Genomic DNA, 19,707 nt, shown 5'->3' on the forward strand with positions numbered 1-19,707 from the left:
TAAAATCAGTAAAATACAAGCTACAACCATTTCACCAATTCTTTCAAATAACCTTAAAACCCTCTTTCCATTAATGAGATATTCTAACGCTTTTGACTTATTATTAACCTACAATAAATCAGGCCCTATTAACATAACCAAAAAAATCAAATCAACATAAGAAAACTAAAATCTATCAATTCACCTGCATTTATTAATAAGTTATTTATGATACGTTTCATTTTTCATAATTTTAAAAGCGCGGTAAATCTGTTCCACTAAAATCAATCGCATCAGCTGATGAGGAAAAGTCATTTTAGAAAAACTCAGTCGAAAATTTGCCCGTTCGATAATTTCTTCACCATGTCCTAAAGAACCACCAATGACAAAATCAATCGTACTTTTCCCAGAAATCATTGCCTGTTCCATTTTTTTCGATAACGATACCGAATCAATCTCTTCACCAGCCACATCTAATAAAATCACATAATCATCCTGCTTAATTTTATCTAACAATTTACGCCCCTCTTTAGCTTTGATCATAACCTCTTGGGCTAAAGAACAATTATTAGGAATACTTTCATCACTAACTTCATAAACTTCTACTTTGCAATAGGCCTGTAATCTTTTTAAATATTCTTTAATTCCGGTTACTAAATACTTCTCTTTTAGTTTACCCACACAAATAATTTTAATCTTCACGTTTTCCTCCACTGACGATATCGATTTGACTGGCTACTTTAATATTAGCAAAATCAACACCGTTTTCTTTAAATATTTGCAAATATGTTTCCAAGGCCTTTTCTTTCGTGTTCGCCTCTTCACTTAAATGAGCTAAAACAATTTCCTTCGTTTTATCCCCAACCATTTCTGCCATCATATTGGCACTATAACGATTATCAAGATGGCCAGTATCACTTTGGATTCTTTGCTTTAAAAAATATGGTCGTTTAGTGGCCATCAACATTTCAATATCATGATTACTTTCAATAATATAATAATCTAAATTATGAATATATTGACGATTTTTCTGAGAAACGTATCCTGTATCTGTCATATATAATATTGCTTCACTTTTTCCCTTGATTACGAATGCTAATGGACTGGTTGCATCATGAGAAATACTTAATGGCAAAATATGATAATCACCTATTTCCACTTCCTGATAGGGAATTAAAACATGATCAGGAGCTATTTCTTTAATACAACCTTGACCACAAAAACAAATCCTTTTATCAAAAATACCGATATTTTTATTATGATCATAATGATCATGAGTCAATAAAACATAATTAATATTATTTTGATCAAATCCTAAAGTCTTTAATTTATATATTAACTGTTTTCTTGTAATACCACAATCAATCAACAATCCTACTCCATGGTCATAAATAAAAGTACTGTTCCCTTTAGAACCACTTGCTAAAACATGAAATTCCATAAAACCCCCTAAAATTAATAAATTTTACAAATCAAATTATAACGTTTTTTTAAATTTTATAAAAAATTATCATCACTTTCAATATTTGTGATAAAATAAAAGTTAAAAGGAGGGTTTGTTATGCCTAGAATTATTACAATAGCCAGAGAATATGGCTCTGGAGGCCGATTAATTGCTCAAAAGGTTGCTAAAAAAACCGGTTTATTCTATTATGATAACGAAGTAATTGACTTAGCCGCTAAAGAAATGGGAATGGATGTTGATGCAATTCGACAAGTTGCAGAACAAAAATCTTCCAGCTTTATGTACACAATGTCTTCTTCAGCCTTTACTTTACCGTTAAATGATCAGGTTTTTGTTATGCAATCAAAAATTATTCGTCACTTAGCCAATCATGACTCTTGCATCATCGTCAACGGTTGTGCTGACTATATATTGGAAGATTATGATGACGTTTTGACGATCTTTATTCATGCACCATTAGAATCAAGAATCAGACGTGTTAAAGAAGATTATAAAGAAGAGCATAAAGATTACCGTAAATATGTAATTAAACGTGATAAAGGCCGTAGTAATTATTACAACTATTACACTACCAAAAAGTGGGGTCATTTGAAAAACTTTGACCTAACGATTAACAGTGATTTAGGCATTGACCGTGTAGCCCAATTCATTGCTGATATCTATTTACAAGATAAAAAATAACAATTTAATAATTTGCTTATAAACTGCTGTTTTTCTTTTTCCATTGGAGCTAATGATTGCTTTACCAAAAACAGCAGTTTTTATCTTTGATCTAATTAAAAGGTTACAAAAAAAGAGGCCGAAGCCTCAATGATTATTTTAAACCATATTTCTTATTGAATTTTTCTACTCTACCATCAGCACTAGCAAATCTTTGTTTACCTGTGTAGAAAGGATGGCAATTAGAGCAAGTATCCACACGGATCTCATCTAATACAGATCCAGATTCAAATTCGTTTCCACATGAAGTACAAACGACTTTTACTTTTTTGTAATTTGGATGAATTCCTTTTTTCATTTTCTCTATCTCCTTCCGCCTTATAGTTCTTTTTGACTACAAAGTAAGTTGCCTAAGTATCATAACATTAATATATTAAGATTTCAAGCCCTTTTTCTAATCTTCTACTTGTCTTCTTGTAATTACAGCACCAAGTGATATTAACTTATGATCAATATTTTCATAACCTCGATCGATATGATAAACATTTCCGATCTCAGTTACTCCATCAGCTAATAATGCTGCCACGATCAAAGCCGCTCCACAACGTAAATCAGTTGCATAAACACGATTACCATGTAATTTTGTTGGTCCATTAATATAACACATTGCTTCTTCTTGTTCAATTTTAGCCCCCATTGAATTTAATTGATAGCAATGTCCAAAACGTTCAGGATAAATTGTTTCTACTACTTGTGACACTCCCTGACATTGCGTTAGCAACGCTGTTAATGGTTGTTGTAAATCAGTTGCAAATCCAGGATATACTTGAGTTCGAATATCCACCGGTTTTAAATGTTCGATTCCTCCATGAACAATAATACTATCACCGACAATATCCATTGATACCCCAATTTCTTTCAGCTTTGATGTTACTGCCTCTAAATGTTGTGGGATAACATTTTGAACGATAACTTTTTCACCAGCAGCTGCTGCAATAATTAAAAATGTCCCGGCTTCAATTCGATCTGGAATAATTTCATGATAGCAGCCATCTAACTTTTCAACCCCTTCAATTGTGATAGTATCAGTTCCAGCACCTCTAATTTTAGCTCCCATTTTTGTTAGTAAGTTTACAACATCAATGATTTCTGGTTCCTTAGCTGCATTTTCAATCGTCGTTTTACCTTCGGCTTTAACTGCCGCCAATAAAATATTGATTGTTGCTCCAACTGAAGCAAAATCCAAATAAATTTTATTTCCAATCAAACGATCAGCTTCAATAGTATATGTTCCATCAGCATATTCTACTGTAGCTCCTAAAGCTTCAAAACCTTTGATATGTAAATCAATTGGTCTTGGTCCTAAAAAACAGCCACCTGGCATTTTCATCGTAACTTTTCGGCATTTTCCTAGCAATGCTCCCATTAGATAATATGAAGCTCTTAATTTATCAACAGCTTCACTTACTAATGGTTTATTTTCTAAATTCGATGGATCCACTACTAATTCTCCATCACCTTTAATTACTTCACAATTTAATTCTTTTAATAGTACCGCTAAAGCATCAACATCTGAGATGTTGGGTACTCCATATATAGTAACAGGACTATCCGCTAAGACAATCGCAGGGATTAATGCTACGGTCGCATTTTTCGCACCACTTACAACTACTGTTCCATTTAATTTATGTCCACCTTCGATAGCAATTACCTCACTCAATTTTAGTCCTCCTTTTATTTTTTTCTACGTTACTACTATATATTAAATTATGCTTAAAAACAACCAAAAATTAAAATTAAATTTTGCCAACTATTTATTCGACAAACTTTGGATAAAAAAAGGATCTCAACTAATTGAGATCCAAAATAATCAATATTATGCTTTACCAATGCATCCAAAGATTTCCATTTTTTCTTTAACACATTGTTGAATAGCTGCAGCACCTGGTGCTAATAATTTACGAGGGTCAAATCCTTTACCTTCTAAATCTTTACCAGCTTCAATGTATTTTCTAGTTGCTTCTTGGAAATATAATTGACATTCAGTATTTACATTGATTTTAGAAACACCTAATTTGATTGCTTTTTTGATCATATCTTCAGGAATTCCTGTTCCACCATGTAATACTAATGGTAATTTTCCAGTTTCTTGTTGGATTGCATCTAGTGCATCAAAATCTAATCCTTCCCAATTTTCTGGATATTTACCATGGATATTTCCAATACCAGCTGCTAAGAAATCAACTCCTAAATCAGCGATCATTTTACATTCTTTTGGATCAGCTACTTCACCTTTTCCAATTACACCGTCTTCTTCACCACCGATAGATCCTACTTCAGCTTCAACTGAAACACCTTTAGAATGGCATAATTCAACGATTTCTTTAGTTTTTTCAATGTTTTCTTCGATTCCATAATGAGAACCATCAAACATGATTGAAGAGAACCCAGCTTCTAAAGCAGCTTTAGCTCCTTCATAGCTACCGTGGTCTAAGTGTAAAGCTACAGGTACTGTAATTCCTAAAGAATCAACCATAGCTGATACCATAGCAGATACTGTTTTATATCCAGTCATATATTTAGCTGCACCTTCAGATACACCTAAGATAACTGGTGCTTTTAATTCTTCTGCAGTTAAAAGAATAGATTTTGTCCATTCAAGATTATTAATGTTAAATTGACCAACTGCATAATGTCCTTCTTTTGCTTTATTTAACATTTCTGTTGCTGAAACTAATCCCATAACAATTTCTCCTTTTCTTATTTCTGTTATAATAATACTATTATTTCCATTAAATTTCCATAGAAACAATTAGTTTTTTTAGCAAAGAAAAGAAAATGCCGCCAAAAATTATTACCGATAACAAAAACTAATCATTCATAACGGATAGCAGTGGGAAACATGTCTTGGCATCAATAATAAACAGAGCATTTTCTTTTTATTTTTAGAAGAGAATAAAACTAAAACATAAATATGGAGAACAATTAGAATAGTTATCCCTTCTAATAGTCAAAGTATTCTTTGACATGATAATTATATTATATTTTTTTATTATGTCAATAATAAATTATTATTGTTTTCTTCAAAAAAGATTGTAGCCTTGCTACAATCAAAGCATTCCATTTAATACTGCCTGATCTTTAAATTGATTCTTTGAAAAATGATATAACGTAATCCCTAAAGCCATCGATAAATTAAGTGAATCAATCTTATTGCTATGAGGGATAAAAACAGTTTGACCATAATTCAAATACTCATCTGGTAAGCCGCTACTTTCATTACCAAATACTAATGAATATTTAGTATCTGGAATTGCCACTTGATGAATATTTTTAGCTCCTTTTAACATCAATGGAAAAATTTGTCGATCAGGATATGTAGCTAGATAATCATCAAAACTATCAAAATAAGTAAAATTAATTCTAAAAATTGCTCCCATTGAAGAACGAATTACTCTTGGTGAAAAAACATCAACACCTGGACGAATAATCACTAAATCATGATAATCAAATCCCATCATCGTTCGAATAATCGTTCCCATATTACCCATATCTCCTGGATTAACTAAAACAATATGATTTCCATCATTTAATTTAGAATCATATTTATTTAAAATAGCGATTGCAAAACAATTATTTTTTTTTGATAATTTATTAATCGTTTTATCACTTTCAACTACTTCAATTTGATGACGTTGGCATAGTTCTTGAATCAAAGATACGCCCTGATTAGTATAAGAGTTACTTTTTAAATAAACTCTAATAACTTGTTGCGGTTTATATTTTAGTAATTCGATTGTTTCAAAAACACCTAAAGTATAGGTGTAATCAAAATCTTTTTGATATGTTTTAATTTTCATCCGATAATCCCTTCAATAATGCAATTTGCTTTTGCAGATCTTGTTGCAATGCTATAAAATGTTCTTTTTCAAATTTAGCTCCCTGATCAATCAAAGCTAATAAATCATCATAATTTTTATCAGCTAATTCTAATAATGAAATTTGAATTTCCAAATCCGCTTCATTATTAGCATCACGCACTGTTTGATTAAGTTGCTTATATTTATCTTTAAACTCTTGGTCTAAATCTACTTTTGCTTTCTTTTTACCGAACAATCCCATAAACAAACCTCCATTTCTTTTTTTCATTATAACCCGTTTAACTTTTTAATAAAAGTCCTATATTTTAAATCCATTTATTGTATAATAGCCTAAAGGAGAATAAATATGGAATTTAAAGAAATTGATCAAAACAATCTAATCTATATTTTCAATCAAAATCAGTTAAAAAAATCTGACTTTAAAAATTTGATTATTGTTAAAGATAAAAGTCAGGTTCCTTCAATTGATAATTGTGTAATCATGAATTATCAAGATGATTTTGAATCACTGCTTAATTTTAGTTTACCAACTAAAATGCGCAAAACTAAACAATTACTTTCATTATCTGAATGTCAAGAAATTATGGCTAAAATCGATTATGGAGTATTATCTTTTAGTTATCAAGATCTACCATACAGTGTTGGATTAAACCACATCATTTATGATGGTCGGATCTTTTTCCACTGTGCTAAAAGTGGCTTTAAATTAAACAGTATCAATCAACGGTCAACATTTTTAATTGTTGAAAATCTTGGAATAAATCTTGAAGTTGGTACCCATAATCATAATTCAGTTGCTATCTATGGAACGATCCGCCAAGTAACTGATACAGCCACTAAAAAAGCTGCTTTGTTGCAAATAGTTGCTGATTTAGCACCAAAACACCCATATAATGATAAAATGCTTGAATTCACTAATATTTTAGAATTAGACGTCGATTATATCATCGGTAAAAGCCACATAAGATAAAAGTACGGAAATGCCGTACTTTTATTTACTAATCAAATTCAACACAACTATCTCACTATGCTGAGCAGTTCGCATCGGAAATCCCCAGGCCCCCATTCCGGAAGTAACTACTGCATGAAAACTGCCATCACTTATCATTCCATAATTTAAATCATTAGCTCTAATCAATTCATACAAATATTGTAAAGGAAAAATTTGACCAGCATGACTATGGCCAGAAACTTGGAGATCTATTCCCTCCTTTTTACTTTCTTGATAATCTTGAGGCTGATGGTCCAACAAGATCAACGGACGATTTAAATCTAAACCACTGGTCAACTTTTTAAGGGGCGTCCGTTTTTCATCAGAGTAATCTAAACGTCCTATTAAATAAATATCATCTAACATTATTTGTTTATCAAATAATACCTGCACCCCAATTTTTTCCATCTTGTCAGCAATATCAAATTCTTCTAAAGGATTTCCACCCTGAAATCCAACTTCATGATTCCCTTCAAGATAACAAACAAAATAATTACTTGCCAATCTTTCAAAAACCTTTAATGAATCATCAAACTGTTCCTGACTGGTATTTTCATCATAAATATCACCTAATAAAATAATGGCATCAGGAACAATCTTACTAGCGTTAGTTTCAATCTTGGCTAAATCATTTTGATCAATTGCTGTACCTAAATGAATGTCCGATACTACCATCAAAGTTTTATCAGTAAACTTCTTGTCAATTGTCACATCATAATATGTAACAATCGTTCGATCAACATTATATATTCCATAGCCACTTAAAATAAAACTAATTACTAAAGCAATCACACTTAATTTATTGATTAACTCCTGGTGTTTTAATAACATTAATATGACTCGAATAATATCAACTACAATCAAACAAATAACGGCATTAACCAAAATACCAAAGAACAATAAATTTATTTGACATAATGCTAGAGCAATAACAATAACTATCCCAGTAATTAGTTTAGCTGATTTTAATTTACCAACCAGAAACCAAAAATGCCATACAACATAGATTACTAATAATACTGTTGTTATTAACTCAAATAAAGTAAACCAGTTCATTCTATCATACTCCTTTGAAAAATCATTATACCACAGAATAGAATTATGTTATAATCTTTTGCGAGGTGATATACATATGCATAAATTAGCATGCCCTAAATGCCATGAACCAATTGAACAAATTGATAATTCTTATAAATGTATCAACAATCACTGTTATGATTTAGCTAAATCAAAATATTTAAATTTATTATTAAATCCTGATAAAGCTTCTAACAACCCAGGTGATAGTAAAGAAAGTCTAATTGCCCGAAAAGCTTTTTTGACTAAGGGTTACTATGATGTCATCTTAAATAGCGTCATTGATACAATTAAACAATATCAAACTGTTGATGATTTAGAAATTTTAGATTTGGGTTGTGGTGAAGGATATTATACATATGGACTAAAGCAGGCATTTAAACAAGCCAATGTTTATGGTCTTGATATTTCCAAGATTGCTGTTAACATGGCTACTAAATATACCAAAGACATTTACTGGTTAGTTGGTAATAGTAAAAATATACCAATTTTAGATCATTCTTTAGATTTTGTCACAGCACTATTTACTGTTGTCAATCAAAATGAATTACAACGAGTGTTAAAACCAGGTGGTTATATTATTCATGTTACAGCTAACAGCAATCATTTAATCGAAATTAAAGAATTGATCTATGATGAAATCAAGGTCAAAAGTGATAAATTTATTCGTCTAGGCTTTAATAAAGTTAGTTCATTTGATCTTGTCAAAAAGATTCACATCGACAATAGAGAAGATAGTTTAAATTTATTAAAAATGACACCACATTACTATCACATAAAAAAAGAACGCCGTAGCGTTTTAGATACTTTAAACACTTTAGACGTCACAATCGATGTTAAAATAACGGTATATCAGACATGAGGTTAAACCCCATGTCTTTTATTATTAAAATCAGAATAATCTGCAAACCAATTATAAGCGGGATTCCCCATTTAAAAAGCACTTTTTGGGTTTTATGACGGAAAAGATACATGGCTAAAAGCGCTCCTGGTGAACCACCAATTATAGCCAAACATAATAAAGTCTTTTCTGGAATTCGCCAACGATGATGTTTAGCTTTATATTTATCAACAGCGTAAATAATGATTGTAAATAAATTAATCGCTAAAAGATATATTAATTCAATTTTCATTATCTATCCTCTTATTTTTTACAGTAAGCAAAACTAATCATTTTAACAACATTAAACCAACTTTTTTCAAATAATATCCGTGCTGGCAACTTTTTCAATTCACCACAATCAAGAAAATAAATATCTAATCCTTTTTTTCCTGGCTCATATCCAACAATCGTAACCCAATGCCATAAATCATCCCGCACCGCCCGACGACGATGTTTTAGTATTAATAACCCTAAAGGATTACCCTGATCAATACTTGCCGTAATTAAATTACAAGCCTCTTTAACATGAGGACGACGCATAATTGTAAATGAGCAGTTATCCAATAATTTACTTAAACGCCGTCCATAAATATAGACATAAGGAAAACCGCGTTTACCTGGGGTCATGATCTTAAACATCTTTGTCATATATTCAAGATAAACTGACTGATCGAATTTCCTTGTATCTTTATTATAATATATATAAATATCTGTAGCACTAACACTGGCACAGCCAGCTTTTTGTGCCCAAGGGTCAATAAACCAGTCTTGATTACCACCATGACCAATCAGCTGGTCATTAACATAAATTTTTGGATAATCTAGTAACATTAGTTCACCCTCCTAATTTAATAATTTATTTTGTTTCCATTACTGCTTTTCTAACAGCTGGTACTACTCTTTGATCAAAAACATCTGGAATAATGTAATCTTCTTTTAATTGATCATCAGGAATAATAGCAGCAATTGCTTTCGCACAAGCAATTTTCATGTCTTCAGTAATATTAGCCACTCTGCCATCCAAAGCCCCTCTAAAAATTCCTGGGAAAACTAAAACATTATTGATTTGATTAGGAAAATCACTACGTCCTGTTGCCACAACTCGGGCACCAGCTTTTAAAGCTAATGAAGGTTCAATTTCTGGTTGTGGATTAGCCATTGCAAAAATAATAGCATCATGATTCATTGACTTAACCATTTCTTCACTTAAAACATTGGCAGCTGAAACCCCAATGAAAACATCACTGTCTCTAATAGCATCAGTCAAAGTTCCAGTAAGTTTTTCACGATTAGTAACTTGAGCTATTTGTGCTTGAGCTGAATTCAACCAATCGGCACCTTGTGCCACAATTCCTAAACGATCAACCATGGTAATATTTTTAGCATCTAATTGTAATAACAGTTTACAAATACTAATTCCAGCACTTCCAGCTCCATTAATAACGATTTTAACTTCATCCATTTTTTTACCAACAAGTTTCAAGGCATTGATCAATCCAGCACTAACAGCAATTGCTGTTCCATGCTGATCATCATGAAAAACCGGAATATTTAATTCTTCTTTTAAACGTTGTTCAATTTCAAAACAACGAGGAGCACTAATATCTTCTAGATTAATTCCTCCGAAACCAGGAGCAATATATTTAACTGCTTTAATAATTTCTTCACTATCTTGAGTATCTAAACAAATTGGATAAGCATCAATATCAGCAAACTCTTTAAATAACACAGCTTTCCCCTCCATTACTGGTAAAGCTGCTTGAGCACCGATATTACCTAAACCAAGAACAGCACTTCCATCGGTTACTACTGCTATACTATTACCTTTCCCGGTTAAATTATAAGCTTCTTGCTTATCTTCTTTGATAACGGTACAAGGACGAGCCACACCTGGTGTATAGGCTAATGACATGTCTTGCATATTATTAATCTTAACTTTAGATACAACTTCTAATTTACCTTTATTTTCTCGATGTAATTTAACCGCTTCTTCATAAACATCCATATTAAAACCTCTTTTCTATAAAATACAAAGTCATTATAATACAAAACATGGTCTTTTTACTAATAAATTATTATTATTCTTTAAAAAAATAGAACTTATGATCAAAAATCATAAGTTCTTATCTTTAATAAGGAACCTGTGTGCTTTCACCACAGCCACTACAATGATACCCAATTACTGTTTCGTCAACCCAAACATCTCTTTCACGATAATTAGGGGTAGTGCTCGAATGATCTTGGCACCAGTCATAGTGTCCTCCGTTAGGATTTTTACAATTATCACAAATATAAACCACATATTCTTCCTTTTCATAATGTCCTGGTACTACATCCACAACCCAAGTATGCTGATGCACAGGTGGGATTGGCGTTGTGCTTTGGTCATTATTACTTTGGTTATTATTGTTTTGATTATTTTGATTTTGGGTATTATTATTTGTTTGATTGTTATTATTTTGACGATTAGTTTCTTCTTCATCTTCATCGTCTTGTAAATCTGCTGGTAAAACTGGATTTTCTATTTCTTCCGTTACTTCTTCATTAGTGGATCCATCAGTTTTAGCAACAATTTCATTATTATTATTGTAAACGACGTTTCCAGCATCAGCTAAACTTTGTGCTTCTTCTAAAGAAATCACCATGATTTTTTTATTAATATTAATATTTTCGACATCATCACTATTAGATTTAGCTTCTTTTAAATGCTCAGCCAGTTTTTCACTATCAGCTCCAACTGTATATGTGATTTCATAGGTGCCTAATGCCGCTAAATCCACGTTAGAAGCATCAACATTAACATATTTAATGATATCGCCATTACATTGGATATTATGGAAATAATCAATTCCTTGGGCATTTTGAACGACATAACGATCAGTTAATCCGGTTATCAAACCTTGTAAATCACTTTCCTGATGTTTCTTGGGTTCTTTAACCGTATTTTCTAATTCATTTTGATATTCTGGCTGATCGGCCATATAAATATATAAACAGCCACCGACTAAACCCACAGCTAATACAACGGATACTATTGATACTATGATTCGCCGTTTTTGTGATGACCAAAACAATCTTTTAATCTTTCTACTAAATCCCATATCTATCGCTCCTTAGTTAAATGTTCTATCAATTTAATAACAATTTTATCACAAATTATAAACAATAAAAAGCGCTAAATCATTAGGGTTTGACTAATTCTAGAAAATTAAAACTATAATCATCATACTAAAAAAGTGCTTTAAATCACTTTAAAATACTTTTGTCGCTATAAACGGGAAAAGCCCCTTGAAACAAGGAGCTTTAAATATCTGTATTCTATATACGGGAAAACGAATACTATTATAGATATTTGGGACATGTTTATAATAGCATATAATATGTAAAAATGTTTTCAAATAATGAAAATCTATTTTCATCAAATGAAAATTTTATTAATAGTTTTCTAGATACCCACCAAATTCAAAAAAAGTTAATTGCTCATCCAATGATTTAAAGACAACTTTAGCATAATCATCATCTAAATAACAATAAATTTTGGCTTGAGTATTTGGAGCCATTTCTTTTTTGAAAAAAACACTAATTTCTCTAAAATATTGATCTTTAAATACCTCAAGAGGAATTACATCTAGCGCCCATTCAATATAACGACTATTATTCATATGTAAATTAACATCTACATCACTATATAAGACACTTCGTGTCATCATATAATCCAATTTGAAATCATCTTTGATATCATGATAACTATCGATACTATATTGATATTCTTTTAATTCTGGCATTACAATTCCAATCTTTTCTGGTTTAGTAATTCGTCGTTTCTTTAAATCTATTAAAGTCCACAATGAATAAATAGCCGCAATTTCATTTCCTTGTTCATCTTCAATCCAATAATTACGAATAAATTGAATTCTTTTTCGACCGGCTGCTCTAGTATATAGTTTTATCTGTTCGTCGATTTTTATAGGACGTTTGAGAATAATGGTTTTCTTAGCCAAAACAAAGCCATAATTAGCTCCTAAAGACGGTTTCCAAATTCCCACTTTAATAGCATTTTCAGTTGCCAAATCTGATAATTGAGAAACCAAAGTACTCATTCGATAATTACCGCAATAATCGGTTTCTTGATAAGTTACTTTTACCTCTAAACTAGATAATAAATTTTCCATTCCATCACCTCATTGTAATTATGATAATATAAACTACCCCAAAAGTATATAAAAATATCTGTTTCTTTAATCAAATCGATAGTTCTAAACTACCACAAATAGCCTTTTTCTCATAAAAACAAGCTATAAGATACCCATTTTTACTAAAAAAATGCTACATTTTTGTAATATTTCAGTATTTTTATGCATTTTTATATATGCTTATTTGGATTTTTTTAGTATAATATATTTATTGAAAGAAGGAGTATAATTAATGGAGACATTTACAGCTATTTTACCTATATTGGTATTCTTGGCATTAATTTGGTTTACTTATACTAACATTTCATATGCTGTTACAATCTATCGGGCCAAGAAAAAAGATCATACTTTATCTTTGTGTCTTAGTGATACTGGTAAATATTTTTATATTGGAGCGTTAATTGCTTATTTGATTTTATTTATCGCCTGTGTTACTTTAATGGTTATGGCTTTATTTAATGATATTAATAATTTATATGCCCCATTAAATATTTTAACACTCGGAACGATATTTTTTGCTTATACTTTCCAAAAAATTATTTTTATTGGACATCGTCAAATGATGATTGGACGAGTACAGCTAGATTATCGAAAGATCAAGCGAGTTACTTACCCAAAAGAAACTAAATTAAAATTTGTTTATGGGCAAAAAACTTTTCAAACATCTATTCGCTTTGCCGATGATTTTAAATTAAAAAAAGCATTACAAAAGACAAGATAAGGGATACTTCAGTATCCCTTTTATTTTAACTATTCTTATGTGATTCTTGCCACTTTCTTTTCTTACGAGCTTTAGGTTTTTCACCAACAAGATAATAACGATAAAAATCTGATTGCTTTTTAATTTCCTGATTAACTTTTTTAAATCCATATTTTTCAATCATTGTTTTCTTACCAGAGAAAAGATTTACTCCTAGTCCCAATTGATCACCTTCAATTTTAGCCCCAATAGCCGCCAGCATTGTTGGATACATATCAATGACTGAAAATTTTCTTCTTTTTAAATTCTTTCCACTAATTGCACTATTAATAATACAGTTATATGGTGTTCGAACATAATCATGATCTAAATGTTTAAAAAACTTCTCTGCCATACTGTTATGATCACCAGTAATAATAATGGTAGTATTTTCATACCATGGCTGTTGTTTACACCAATCAATAAAATCATTTACCTGTTTTGATTGACAAGCAATAACATTAGCGTACTGATTATCATATTGATGCTGGCAATGCTCGCAGACATATCCATCAGGTGTATGGGTATCAATCGTCTCCATAATAAAATTAAATGGTTGGTTGGATTGAGCTAATTTTGTTATATCTTCTTTTGCAAATTGAAATAACTTAGCATCTTCATAACCCCAGAAAACAAAATAATTTTTATCGATTCTTCCTTCTTTGATAGCTGTGTTATAATCTGAAATTATATAATGACCATGTTGTTTATAGAAATTTGAAGTACAGGCAAAATTACCATCAGAACCAAGCATTAATTCATTAACATAACCATGCTGTTCCAACACTTCACCAATCGTATAAACTCCTTCTAAAAAACTCGAATCTTTATCATAGGAACTAGCCGTAATTGGTAATAATAACGGAATTCCAGTTTCTTGAGCTACCATTGAAGCAATCGTCCATTGAGTTCCTTCTAATGTATAGCTGCCACCAATTTTGTCACTGTGAGAAAAATTAATATTTTCATTAGCCAGTTTTTCTAATTCAGGCATATAAGAATCTTTTTGACCACCGCCAGATTTATCAGACATATATGAATTTTCTACCGACTCTAAATAGATATGAATAATATTTCTTTTACGTTCAGGAAAAGTAATATTTACTTGGCGTGGATTAATGTAATTTTTATCATAGAAATCTGTTTTTCTTAACATATCAAACAGATACCCAACAATTTGATAATTATAAATAGCAAACAATAATGCTAACCCAATTGCTAAATATCCAACACTAGTTGTGTTAGATTTTAAATAATTTACGATGCTTTCAGGGGCAAAATTAGTTAGGAGCAACCCCGCAACTAAAGTAATGACAAAACTAATTGGTACTGTATGCATAAACCAGTCAGCATAAATCCCATCATCCGTACCATCCATTGGCACTTTAGAATGAAAGATCATTTGATTTAATGTTTTAACCGAAAAAGTTCGATTACCCCAAATTATTGAAGCTACGATTAAAACCGCTAAAAATACCATAAAAATTCCAATTAACTCATTTAATGTAACTATATCCAATATTTTTTGTATCATCTTAAATCAACCTCTTTTTTATTGTTACCAATTGTAGCACAATATAATTACAAAAACAAAATATTCTTATAACATACTTTACCATAATTAAACTTACGCCTTAAATATTAACTGAATATAAACAAAAAGGCACTAATGTGCCCAATAAATATCAATGATATTATCTAAATCATCATCTAAAACATCATCATCCATCTTATTCTTCAATTACTTTCTTTAACTTCTTTTCAAAATCACGACGGCTTAACATAACTACTGCGCCACACCCTAAACACTTAATCTTAATATCAGCACCCATTCTAATAATCTTCCACTGCATTGATTTTTTACACGGATGCTGTTTTTTCATTTCTACAATATCATTTAATTTATAATCCATCTTTATTCACCATTCCTTTGATAAAAAGCCTCAATCGTATTTTTCATCAACATTGTAATTGTCATTGGGCCGATACCACCAGGTACCGGTGTGATTCCATGCACGATATCTTTGACATCATCAAAATCAACATCACCGCATAATTTATTATTTTCATCCCGGTTAATTCCAACATCAAGTACTACAGCACCAGGTTTAATATATTCATGATTAATAAACTTTGCTTTTCCAATTGCGGCAATTAACACGTCAGCTCGTTTACATACCTCTTTTAAATTCTTAGTTTTACTGTGAGCAATAGTTACAGTAGCATTTTGATGCAAAGATAACATCGCTACTGGTTTACCTACAATGTTGCTTCTTCCAACAATAACTACTTCTTTACCAGTTAAATCATAACCAATTTCTTCCAGTAACACCATCATTCCTTTAGGTGTACAAGGCACTAGGCTATGTTGCCCTAAAACTAATTTTGCAACATTAATTGGATGAAAACCATCAACGTCTTTCTCTGGGGCAATTGCTTCCAACACTTTAGCTTCATTGATATGATTTGGCAAAGGTAATTGAATTAAAATGCCATCAACAGTACCATCGTTATTTAATGTCATAATTTCTTCTAACAGTTCTTTTTCACTAAACGAACTATCATGTTTTAACATTAATGATTCTATTCCAATATAATTACACGCTCTTTCTTTATTACGAACATAAGTCTGGCTAGCTTGGTTATCCCCCACCAATACTACAGCTAATTTAGGTAAACGTGGATATGACTCTCTAATCTTATCTACTTCTTGTTTTAATTGATCTTTAATTTTGGCAGATATTTCTTTACCATTAATAATCATGTAAATACCCCCTCATTGATTATTAAAAACCATTATACCAAAACATAAATTAGTTGCAAGTATCTAAATAGGCCTGATATTCCATCAAGATCTGTTCTAACTGATCATAAGTATTGATTTTAGAAAGCTCATTTTTTACTCGAGCTGATGATTTTAACCCTTTAATATACCAAGGAGCATGACCGCGCATTTGAAACATCGCTACTTTTTCAGGTTCAATTTCTAAAAGGCGTTTACCATGAGCTAAACACTGAGCAATTTTTTCTTGATAAGTTGGTTCTGGTAAAACGGTCCCCGTTTTTAAAGATTCAACAATTTGTTTAATTAACCAAGGATTACCAAGTGCCGCCCGTCCTACCATAACAGCATCGACTCCAGTTTCTTCAAACATTCTCTTAGCATCTTCAACACTTTTAATATCTCCATTACCTATTACCGGAATCTTAACCGCATCTTTAACTTGTTTAATAATATTCCAATCAGCTTTACCTTCATACATTTGGGAACGGGTACGTCCATGAATGGCAATCGCACTCGCTCCAGCCTTTTCAATTAATTTAGCTACTTCTACAGCATTAATATGATTATGATCAAAACCGCTACGAATTTTTACCGTTACTGGCTTATTAACATTTTGAACAATACCGCTGACAATATCATAGATTTTTTCAGGATATAATAATAATTTACTACCCGCATCAGCCTTTAATACTTTGTTAACCGGACACCCCATATTGATATCAATAATATCACAATTAGAGTTTTCATCAATAAACTTGGCTGCCTGGACCATAGTTTTTGTTTCACCACCAAATAATTGAATACTCACCGGATGTTCATTTTCATCAATTTGTAGCATATCGATTGTTTTGGCATTACCATAACACAACGCTTTATCACTAACCATTTCAGAATAAACTAAACCTGCTCCAAATTCTTTAATAATACGTCTAAAAGCCATATTAGTAATTCCCGCCATTGGGGCCATCACTACAGGATTTTCGATTTCTATATTTCCAATCTTAAACATTTCGCCACCTCCTGGATATCTTAACAATTATTAGAAAAAAAATAAACATAAATGTATAAAATATTTTTTCACAGCCATAATATCAATAGATAACTTACTTTCCCCGCTATTTTCCTCCCCAAAATAGATGTAAGTTATCTAGTTAGTTATATTCCTAAATAAGTTGGTTTCCAACAGTAAAAGAAAGGCTTCCCCCGCCTTTCTTTTATTTATATGCAAAAAAAGAGAAAAGAAAATCTTTCCCAATGTCGTCAATTTAAGAAGATTAAAAACGGATAGAAATCTATCAAGATATCTATCCTTTTTAATCTTAAATTATAAAAGAATATATTAGCTATATCAATAGATATTCCAATGATTTTATGATATAATTGTAGTATAGAAAGAGGTGATTTTATGTTTGTGAAGGTTGTACCAAATAATAGAGGAAAAAAAGGTACTTATTACTGTTCATTGGTCGAAGCTTATCGTGAAAATGGTAAAATCAAACATCGCACTATCCGTTCTTTTGGTCTTTTGACTGAAGAACAATTACCTTATCTTAAGGCTATGTATGCAAAGAAAAAACCTCGACTTGTGTATGATGATGATTAATGTCTATCACTTCTACTGTTGAATATTTCTATTCTCTTTTATCTCACCCGGATACTTTTGATATAGCCAGAAAACAACCTAACTATTTCACCAGAGAGTCAAAACTTGGTTTGCCAGGACTTCTTAAATTTATGTTTTCAAGAAACGGGCATACTGTTTCCAATGAAATCAATCATTATTTTTCTGGATTTGACGCACTAGATAAATCAGTTTCAAAACAAGCAATATTTCAAGCACAGGAAAAACTCAGTTATAAAGTATTTCCATATCTTAACCATCGGTTATGCCAGTATTATTATGATTATAATGAATATGATACAATTAAAGGATATACTGTTGTTGCCATTGACGGTTCTACTGGAGAAGCACCTCATACACCTGAATGTATTGAACAATTTGGTGATAAAGGTCTGCATAAGTGCCGACAGAGAAGAACAAATCCAAGAATATCTGGATTTTATGATGTATGTAATAGTATTTATATCGATTTATCCATTCGATCATATCGGAAAGCGGAACTTCCAATGGCTTATGAACAGATGGATGATGTTCACCAGATACTGTGTAAACATAAAAGATTGTTCTTGGCGGACAGAAATTATGATGCAAGTGATTTGTTTTTCTATTTTAAAATGAACAACGATTTCTACTGTTTTAGAGGAAAATCAAACTTTTATAAGAAACAGGTGGATTTGATTGAAAAGGATGGCTGGATAGAAATAGAATTTGATGACAAATGGATAGAAAGATTTAAAATCGATGAAGTCAAGGAATATGCCAGAGAACACAGAAAACTGAAGATACGGGTAATCAAATATAAGAAATCAGAAATCAAGAAACTAAAGGAAAATGAAGAAGAAGATGAAGAAATAATACTTTTTACCAATCTTAGCAATGATGAATGGTCGAGAAAAGAAATAATAGTTCTTTATGGTCATAGGTGGATAGAGGAAACAGGGTATGATACATTAAAGAACAAACTGGAGATGGAGAGAATAACTAGTGAGAAACCGGAACTTATATTACAGGAGATGCATTCACAGGTCATAGTGCATAATTTGGCTGCGATGATAAAAAAGGAATCGGATAAAATTGTAGTACATACATCAAAGTATAAGTATCAAACAAATATAAATAATCTAATTCAGTTGTTAAGGACTAATTTGCCAAAGCTGTTAAATCAGAGGCAAAAGATAAAAAAACTGTTAGGAAAGATAATAAAAAAAGCTGCGAAAAACAAAGAGCCTGTTCGCCCGAACAGACTCTACCCAAGATGGGGTGTCTATATAAAATTACCAAGCCCACTTAAATTTAGGGTTGATGGCAAAAGAAATCCAACCATAAGAAAGGTTAAAAAAGGATTTCTTCGTGTCAAATCGTAATAGTAGTATAGAACACCTTGTCTATATAAATTATAACCTAAAATTTAAAAAAAATCATCAAAAATCAAG

The 19,707-nt window shown here is 31.2% G+C and carries 23 protein-coding genes; 6 read left to right on the plus strand and 17 right to left on the minus strand.

Translation table 11 applies throughout. The features are described 5' to 3' along the window. Positions 1-201: 201 nt before the first annotated feature. Entirely contained in the window at positions 202-681 is a 480-nt protein-coding gene (rlmH, locus tag Q0K54_RS02895; RefSeq protein ID WP_294578347.1) for a 23S rRNA (pseudouridine(1915)-N(3))-methyltransferase RlmH, read from the minus strand. Further along, complete coding sequence (locus Q0K54_RS02900) at positions 671-1,420, minus strand: MBL fold metallo-hydrolase (RefSeq protein ID WP_294578348.1); 750 nt, start codon at positions 1,418-1,420, stop codon at positions 671-673. Before Q0K54_RS02900 ends, rlmH begins: the two co-directional genes overlap by 11 nt. A gap of 120 nt (positions 1,421-1,540) precedes the next feature. Between Q0K54_RS02900 and Q0K54_RS02905 the strand changes: the two genes are divergently transcribed. Further along, positions 1,541-2,125, plus strand: coding sequence for an AAA family ATPase (locus tag Q0K54_RS02905; protein WP_294578349.1), 585 nt, complete (start codon positions 1,541-1,543; stop codon positions 2,123-2,125). A gap of 133 nt (positions 2,126-2,258) precedes the next feature. Here Q0K54_RS02905 and rpmE read toward each other — a convergent pair whose 3' ends face one another. The 5 genes from rpmE to Q0K54_RS02930 form a co-directional block, all read right to left on the minus strand. Then, positions 2,259-2,462, minus strand: a complete 204-nt coding sequence (gene rpmE / locus Q0K54_RS02910; protein WP_294578350.1) for a 50S ribosomal protein L31 — start codon at positions 2,460-2,462, stop codon at positions 2,259-2,261. Positions 2,463-2,558: 96 nt separating this feature from the next. Then, complete coding sequence (locus tag Q0K54_RS02915) at positions 2,559-3,824, minus strand: UDP-N-acetylglucosamine 1-carboxyvinyltransferase (RefSeq protein ID WP_294578351.1); 1,266 nt, start codon at positions 3,822-3,824, stop codon at positions 2,559-2,561. A gap of 156 nt (positions 3,825-3,980) precedes the next feature. Beyond that, positions 3,981-4,847 (minus strand): class II fructose-1,6-bisphosphate aldolase, encoded by an 867-nt coding sequence (fba, locus tag Q0K54_RS02920; RefSeq protein ID WP_294578352.1) that lies wholly within the window; start codon positions 4,845-4,847, stop codon positions 3,981-3,983. Between the two features lie 367 nt (positions 4,848-5,214). Further along, positions 5,215-5,964 carry a TrmH family RNA methyltransferase gene (locus Q0K54_RS02925; RefSeq protein ID WP_294578353.1) on the minus strand — a complete coding sequence of 250 codons (750 nt, stop codon included), beginning with the start codon at positions 5,962-5,964 and terminating at the stop codon, positions 5,215-5,217. Next, positions 5,954-6,226, minus strand: a complete 273-nt coding sequence (locus tag Q0K54_RS02930; protein ID WP_294578354.1) for a hypothetical protein — start codon at positions 6,224-6,226, stop codon at positions 5,954-5,956. Before Q0K54_RS02930 ends, Q0K54_RS02925 begins: the two co-directional genes overlap by 11 nt. Before the next feature lie 105 nt (positions 6,227-6,331). Between Q0K54_RS02930 and Q0K54_RS02935 the strand changes: the two genes are divergently transcribed. Then, positions 6,332-6,955 (plus strand): pyridoxamine 5'-phosphate oxidase family protein, encoded by a 624-nt coding sequence (locus tag Q0K54_RS02935; protein ID WP_294578355.1) that lies wholly within the window; start codon positions 6,332-6,334, stop codon positions 6,953-6,955. Positions 6,956-6,976: 21 nt separating this feature from the next. Here the strand turns inward: Q0K54_RS02935 and Q0K54_RS02940 are convergent, their stop codons facing one another. Continuing rightward, entirely contained in the window at positions 6,977-8,032 is a 1,056-nt protein-coding gene (locus Q0K54_RS02940; protein ID WP_294578356.1) for a metallophosphoesterase, read from the minus strand. A 76-nt stretch (positions 8,033-8,108) separates the two neighbouring features. Here Q0K54_RS02940 and Q0K54_RS02945 point away from each other — a divergent pair, with 76 nt between their 5' ends. Further along, positions 8,109-8,915 (plus strand): methyltransferase domain-containing protein, encoded by an 807-nt coding sequence (locus Q0K54_RS02945; protein ID WP_294578357.1) that lies wholly within the window; start codon positions 8,109-8,111, stop codon positions 8,913-8,915. On the opposite strand, the gene Q0K54_RS02950 is transcribed toward Q0K54_RS02945, so the two are convergent. The 5 genes from Q0K54_RS02950 to Q0K54_RS02970 form a co-directional block, all read right to left on the minus strand. Further along, entirely contained in the window at positions 8,890-9,186 is a 297-nt protein-coding gene (locus Q0K54_RS02950; protein WP_294578358.1) for a DUF1294 domain-containing protein, read from the minus strand. The two genes, Q0K54_RS02945 and Q0K54_RS02950, sit on opposite strands and share 26 nt — an antisense overlap. Positions 9,187-9,197: 11 nt before the next feature. After that, the gene (locus tag Q0K54_RS02955) at positions 9,198-9,767 is read right to left on the minus strand and encodes a hypothetical protein (RefSeq protein ID WP_294578359.1); all 570 of its coding nucleotides are present in this window, start codon (positions 9,765-9,767) and stop codon (positions 9,198-9,200) included. A 25-nt stretch (positions 9,768-9,792) separates the two neighbouring features. After that, positions 9,793-10,941: an NADP-dependent malic enzyme gene (locus tag Q0K54_RS02960; protein ID WP_294578360.1), complete on the minus strand. Its 1,149-nt coding sequence runs from the start codon at positions 10,939-10,941 to the stop codon at positions 9,793-9,795. A 124-nt stretch (positions 10,942-11,065) separates the two neighbouring features. Continuing rightward, positions 11,066-12,037 (minus strand): hypothetical protein, encoded by a 972-nt coding sequence (locus Q0K54_RS02965; RefSeq protein ID WP_294578361.1) that lies wholly within the window; start codon positions 12,035-12,037, stop codon positions 11,066-11,068. 333 nt (positions 12,038-12,370) lie between these two features. Then, positions 12,371-13,108 carry an acyl-[acyl-carrier-protein] thioesterase gene (locus tag Q0K54_RS02970; protein ID WP_294578362.1) on the minus strand — a complete coding sequence of 246 codons (738 nt, stop codon included), beginning with the start codon at positions 13,106-13,108 and terminating at the stop codon, positions 12,371-12,373. Between the two features lie 253 nt (positions 13,109-13,361). Between Q0K54_RS02970 and Q0K54_RS02975 the strand changes: the two genes are divergently transcribed. Beyond that, positions 13,362-13,850 carry a hypothetical protein gene (locus Q0K54_RS02975; RefSeq protein ID WP_294578363.1) on the plus strand — a complete coding sequence of 163 codons (489 nt, stop codon included), beginning with the start codon at positions 13,362-13,364 and terminating at the stop codon, positions 13,848-13,850. A 25-nt stretch (positions 13,851-13,875) separates the two neighbouring features. Here Q0K54_RS02975 and Q0K54_RS02980 read toward each other — a convergent pair whose 3' ends face one another. The 4 genes from Q0K54_RS02980 to dusB all read right to left on the minus strand — a co-directional run bounded on the left by Q0K54_RS02980 (position 13,876) and on the right by dusB (position 17,662). Beyond that, the gene (locus Q0K54_RS02980; RefSeq protein WP_294578364.1) at positions 13,876-15,402 is read right to left on the minus strand and encodes an LTA synthase family protein; all 1,527 of its coding nucleotides are present in this window, start codon (positions 15,400-15,402) and stop codon (positions 13,876-13,878) included. A 196-nt stretch (positions 15,403-15,598) separates the two neighbouring features. Then, positions 15,599-15,781, minus strand: coding sequence for a DUF951 domain-containing protein (locus Q0K54_RS02985; RefSeq protein ID WP_294578365.1), 183 nt, complete (start codon positions 15,779-15,781; stop codon positions 15,599-15,601). 2 nt (positions 15,782-15,783) lie between these two features. After that, entirely contained in the window at positions 15,784-16,632 is an 849-nt protein-coding gene (gene folD / locus Q0K54_RS02990) for a bifunctional methylenetetrahydrofolate dehydrogenase/methenyltetrahydrofolate cyclohydrolase FolD (protein WP_294578366.1), read from the minus strand. A 49-nt stretch (positions 16,633-16,681) separates the two neighbouring features. After that, complete coding sequence (dusB, locus tag Q0K54_RS02995) at positions 16,682-17,662, minus strand: tRNA dihydrouridine synthase DusB (RefSeq protein ID WP_294578367.1); 981 nt, start codon at positions 17,660-17,662, stop codon at positions 16,682-16,684. Positions 17,663-18,058: 396 nt separating this feature from the next. On the opposite strand from dusB, the gene Q0K54_RS03000 reads away from it, so the two are divergent. Then, a complete protein-coding gene (locus Q0K54_RS03000; protein ID WP_294578368.1) occupies positions 18,059-18,256 on the plus strand; it encodes a 2-C-methyl-D-erythritol 4-phosphate cytidylyltransferase in 198 nt (65 codons plus the stop codon). Further along, a complete protein-coding gene (locus tag Q0K54_RS03005) occupies positions 18,256-19,638 on the plus strand; it encodes an IS4 family transposase (RefSeq protein ID WP_294578369.1) in 1,383 nt (460 codons plus the stop codon). The genes Q0K54_RS03000 and Q0K54_RS03005 overlap by 1 nt, the downstream gene beginning before the upstream one ends. The last annotated feature ends 69 nt before the right edge of the window (positions 19,639-19,707 follow it).

The organism is uncultured Thomasclavelia sp. (assembly GCF_944324745.1).
Lineage (GTDB): Bacteria > Bacillota_I > Bacilli_A > Erysipelotrichales > Coprobacillaceae > Thomasclavelia.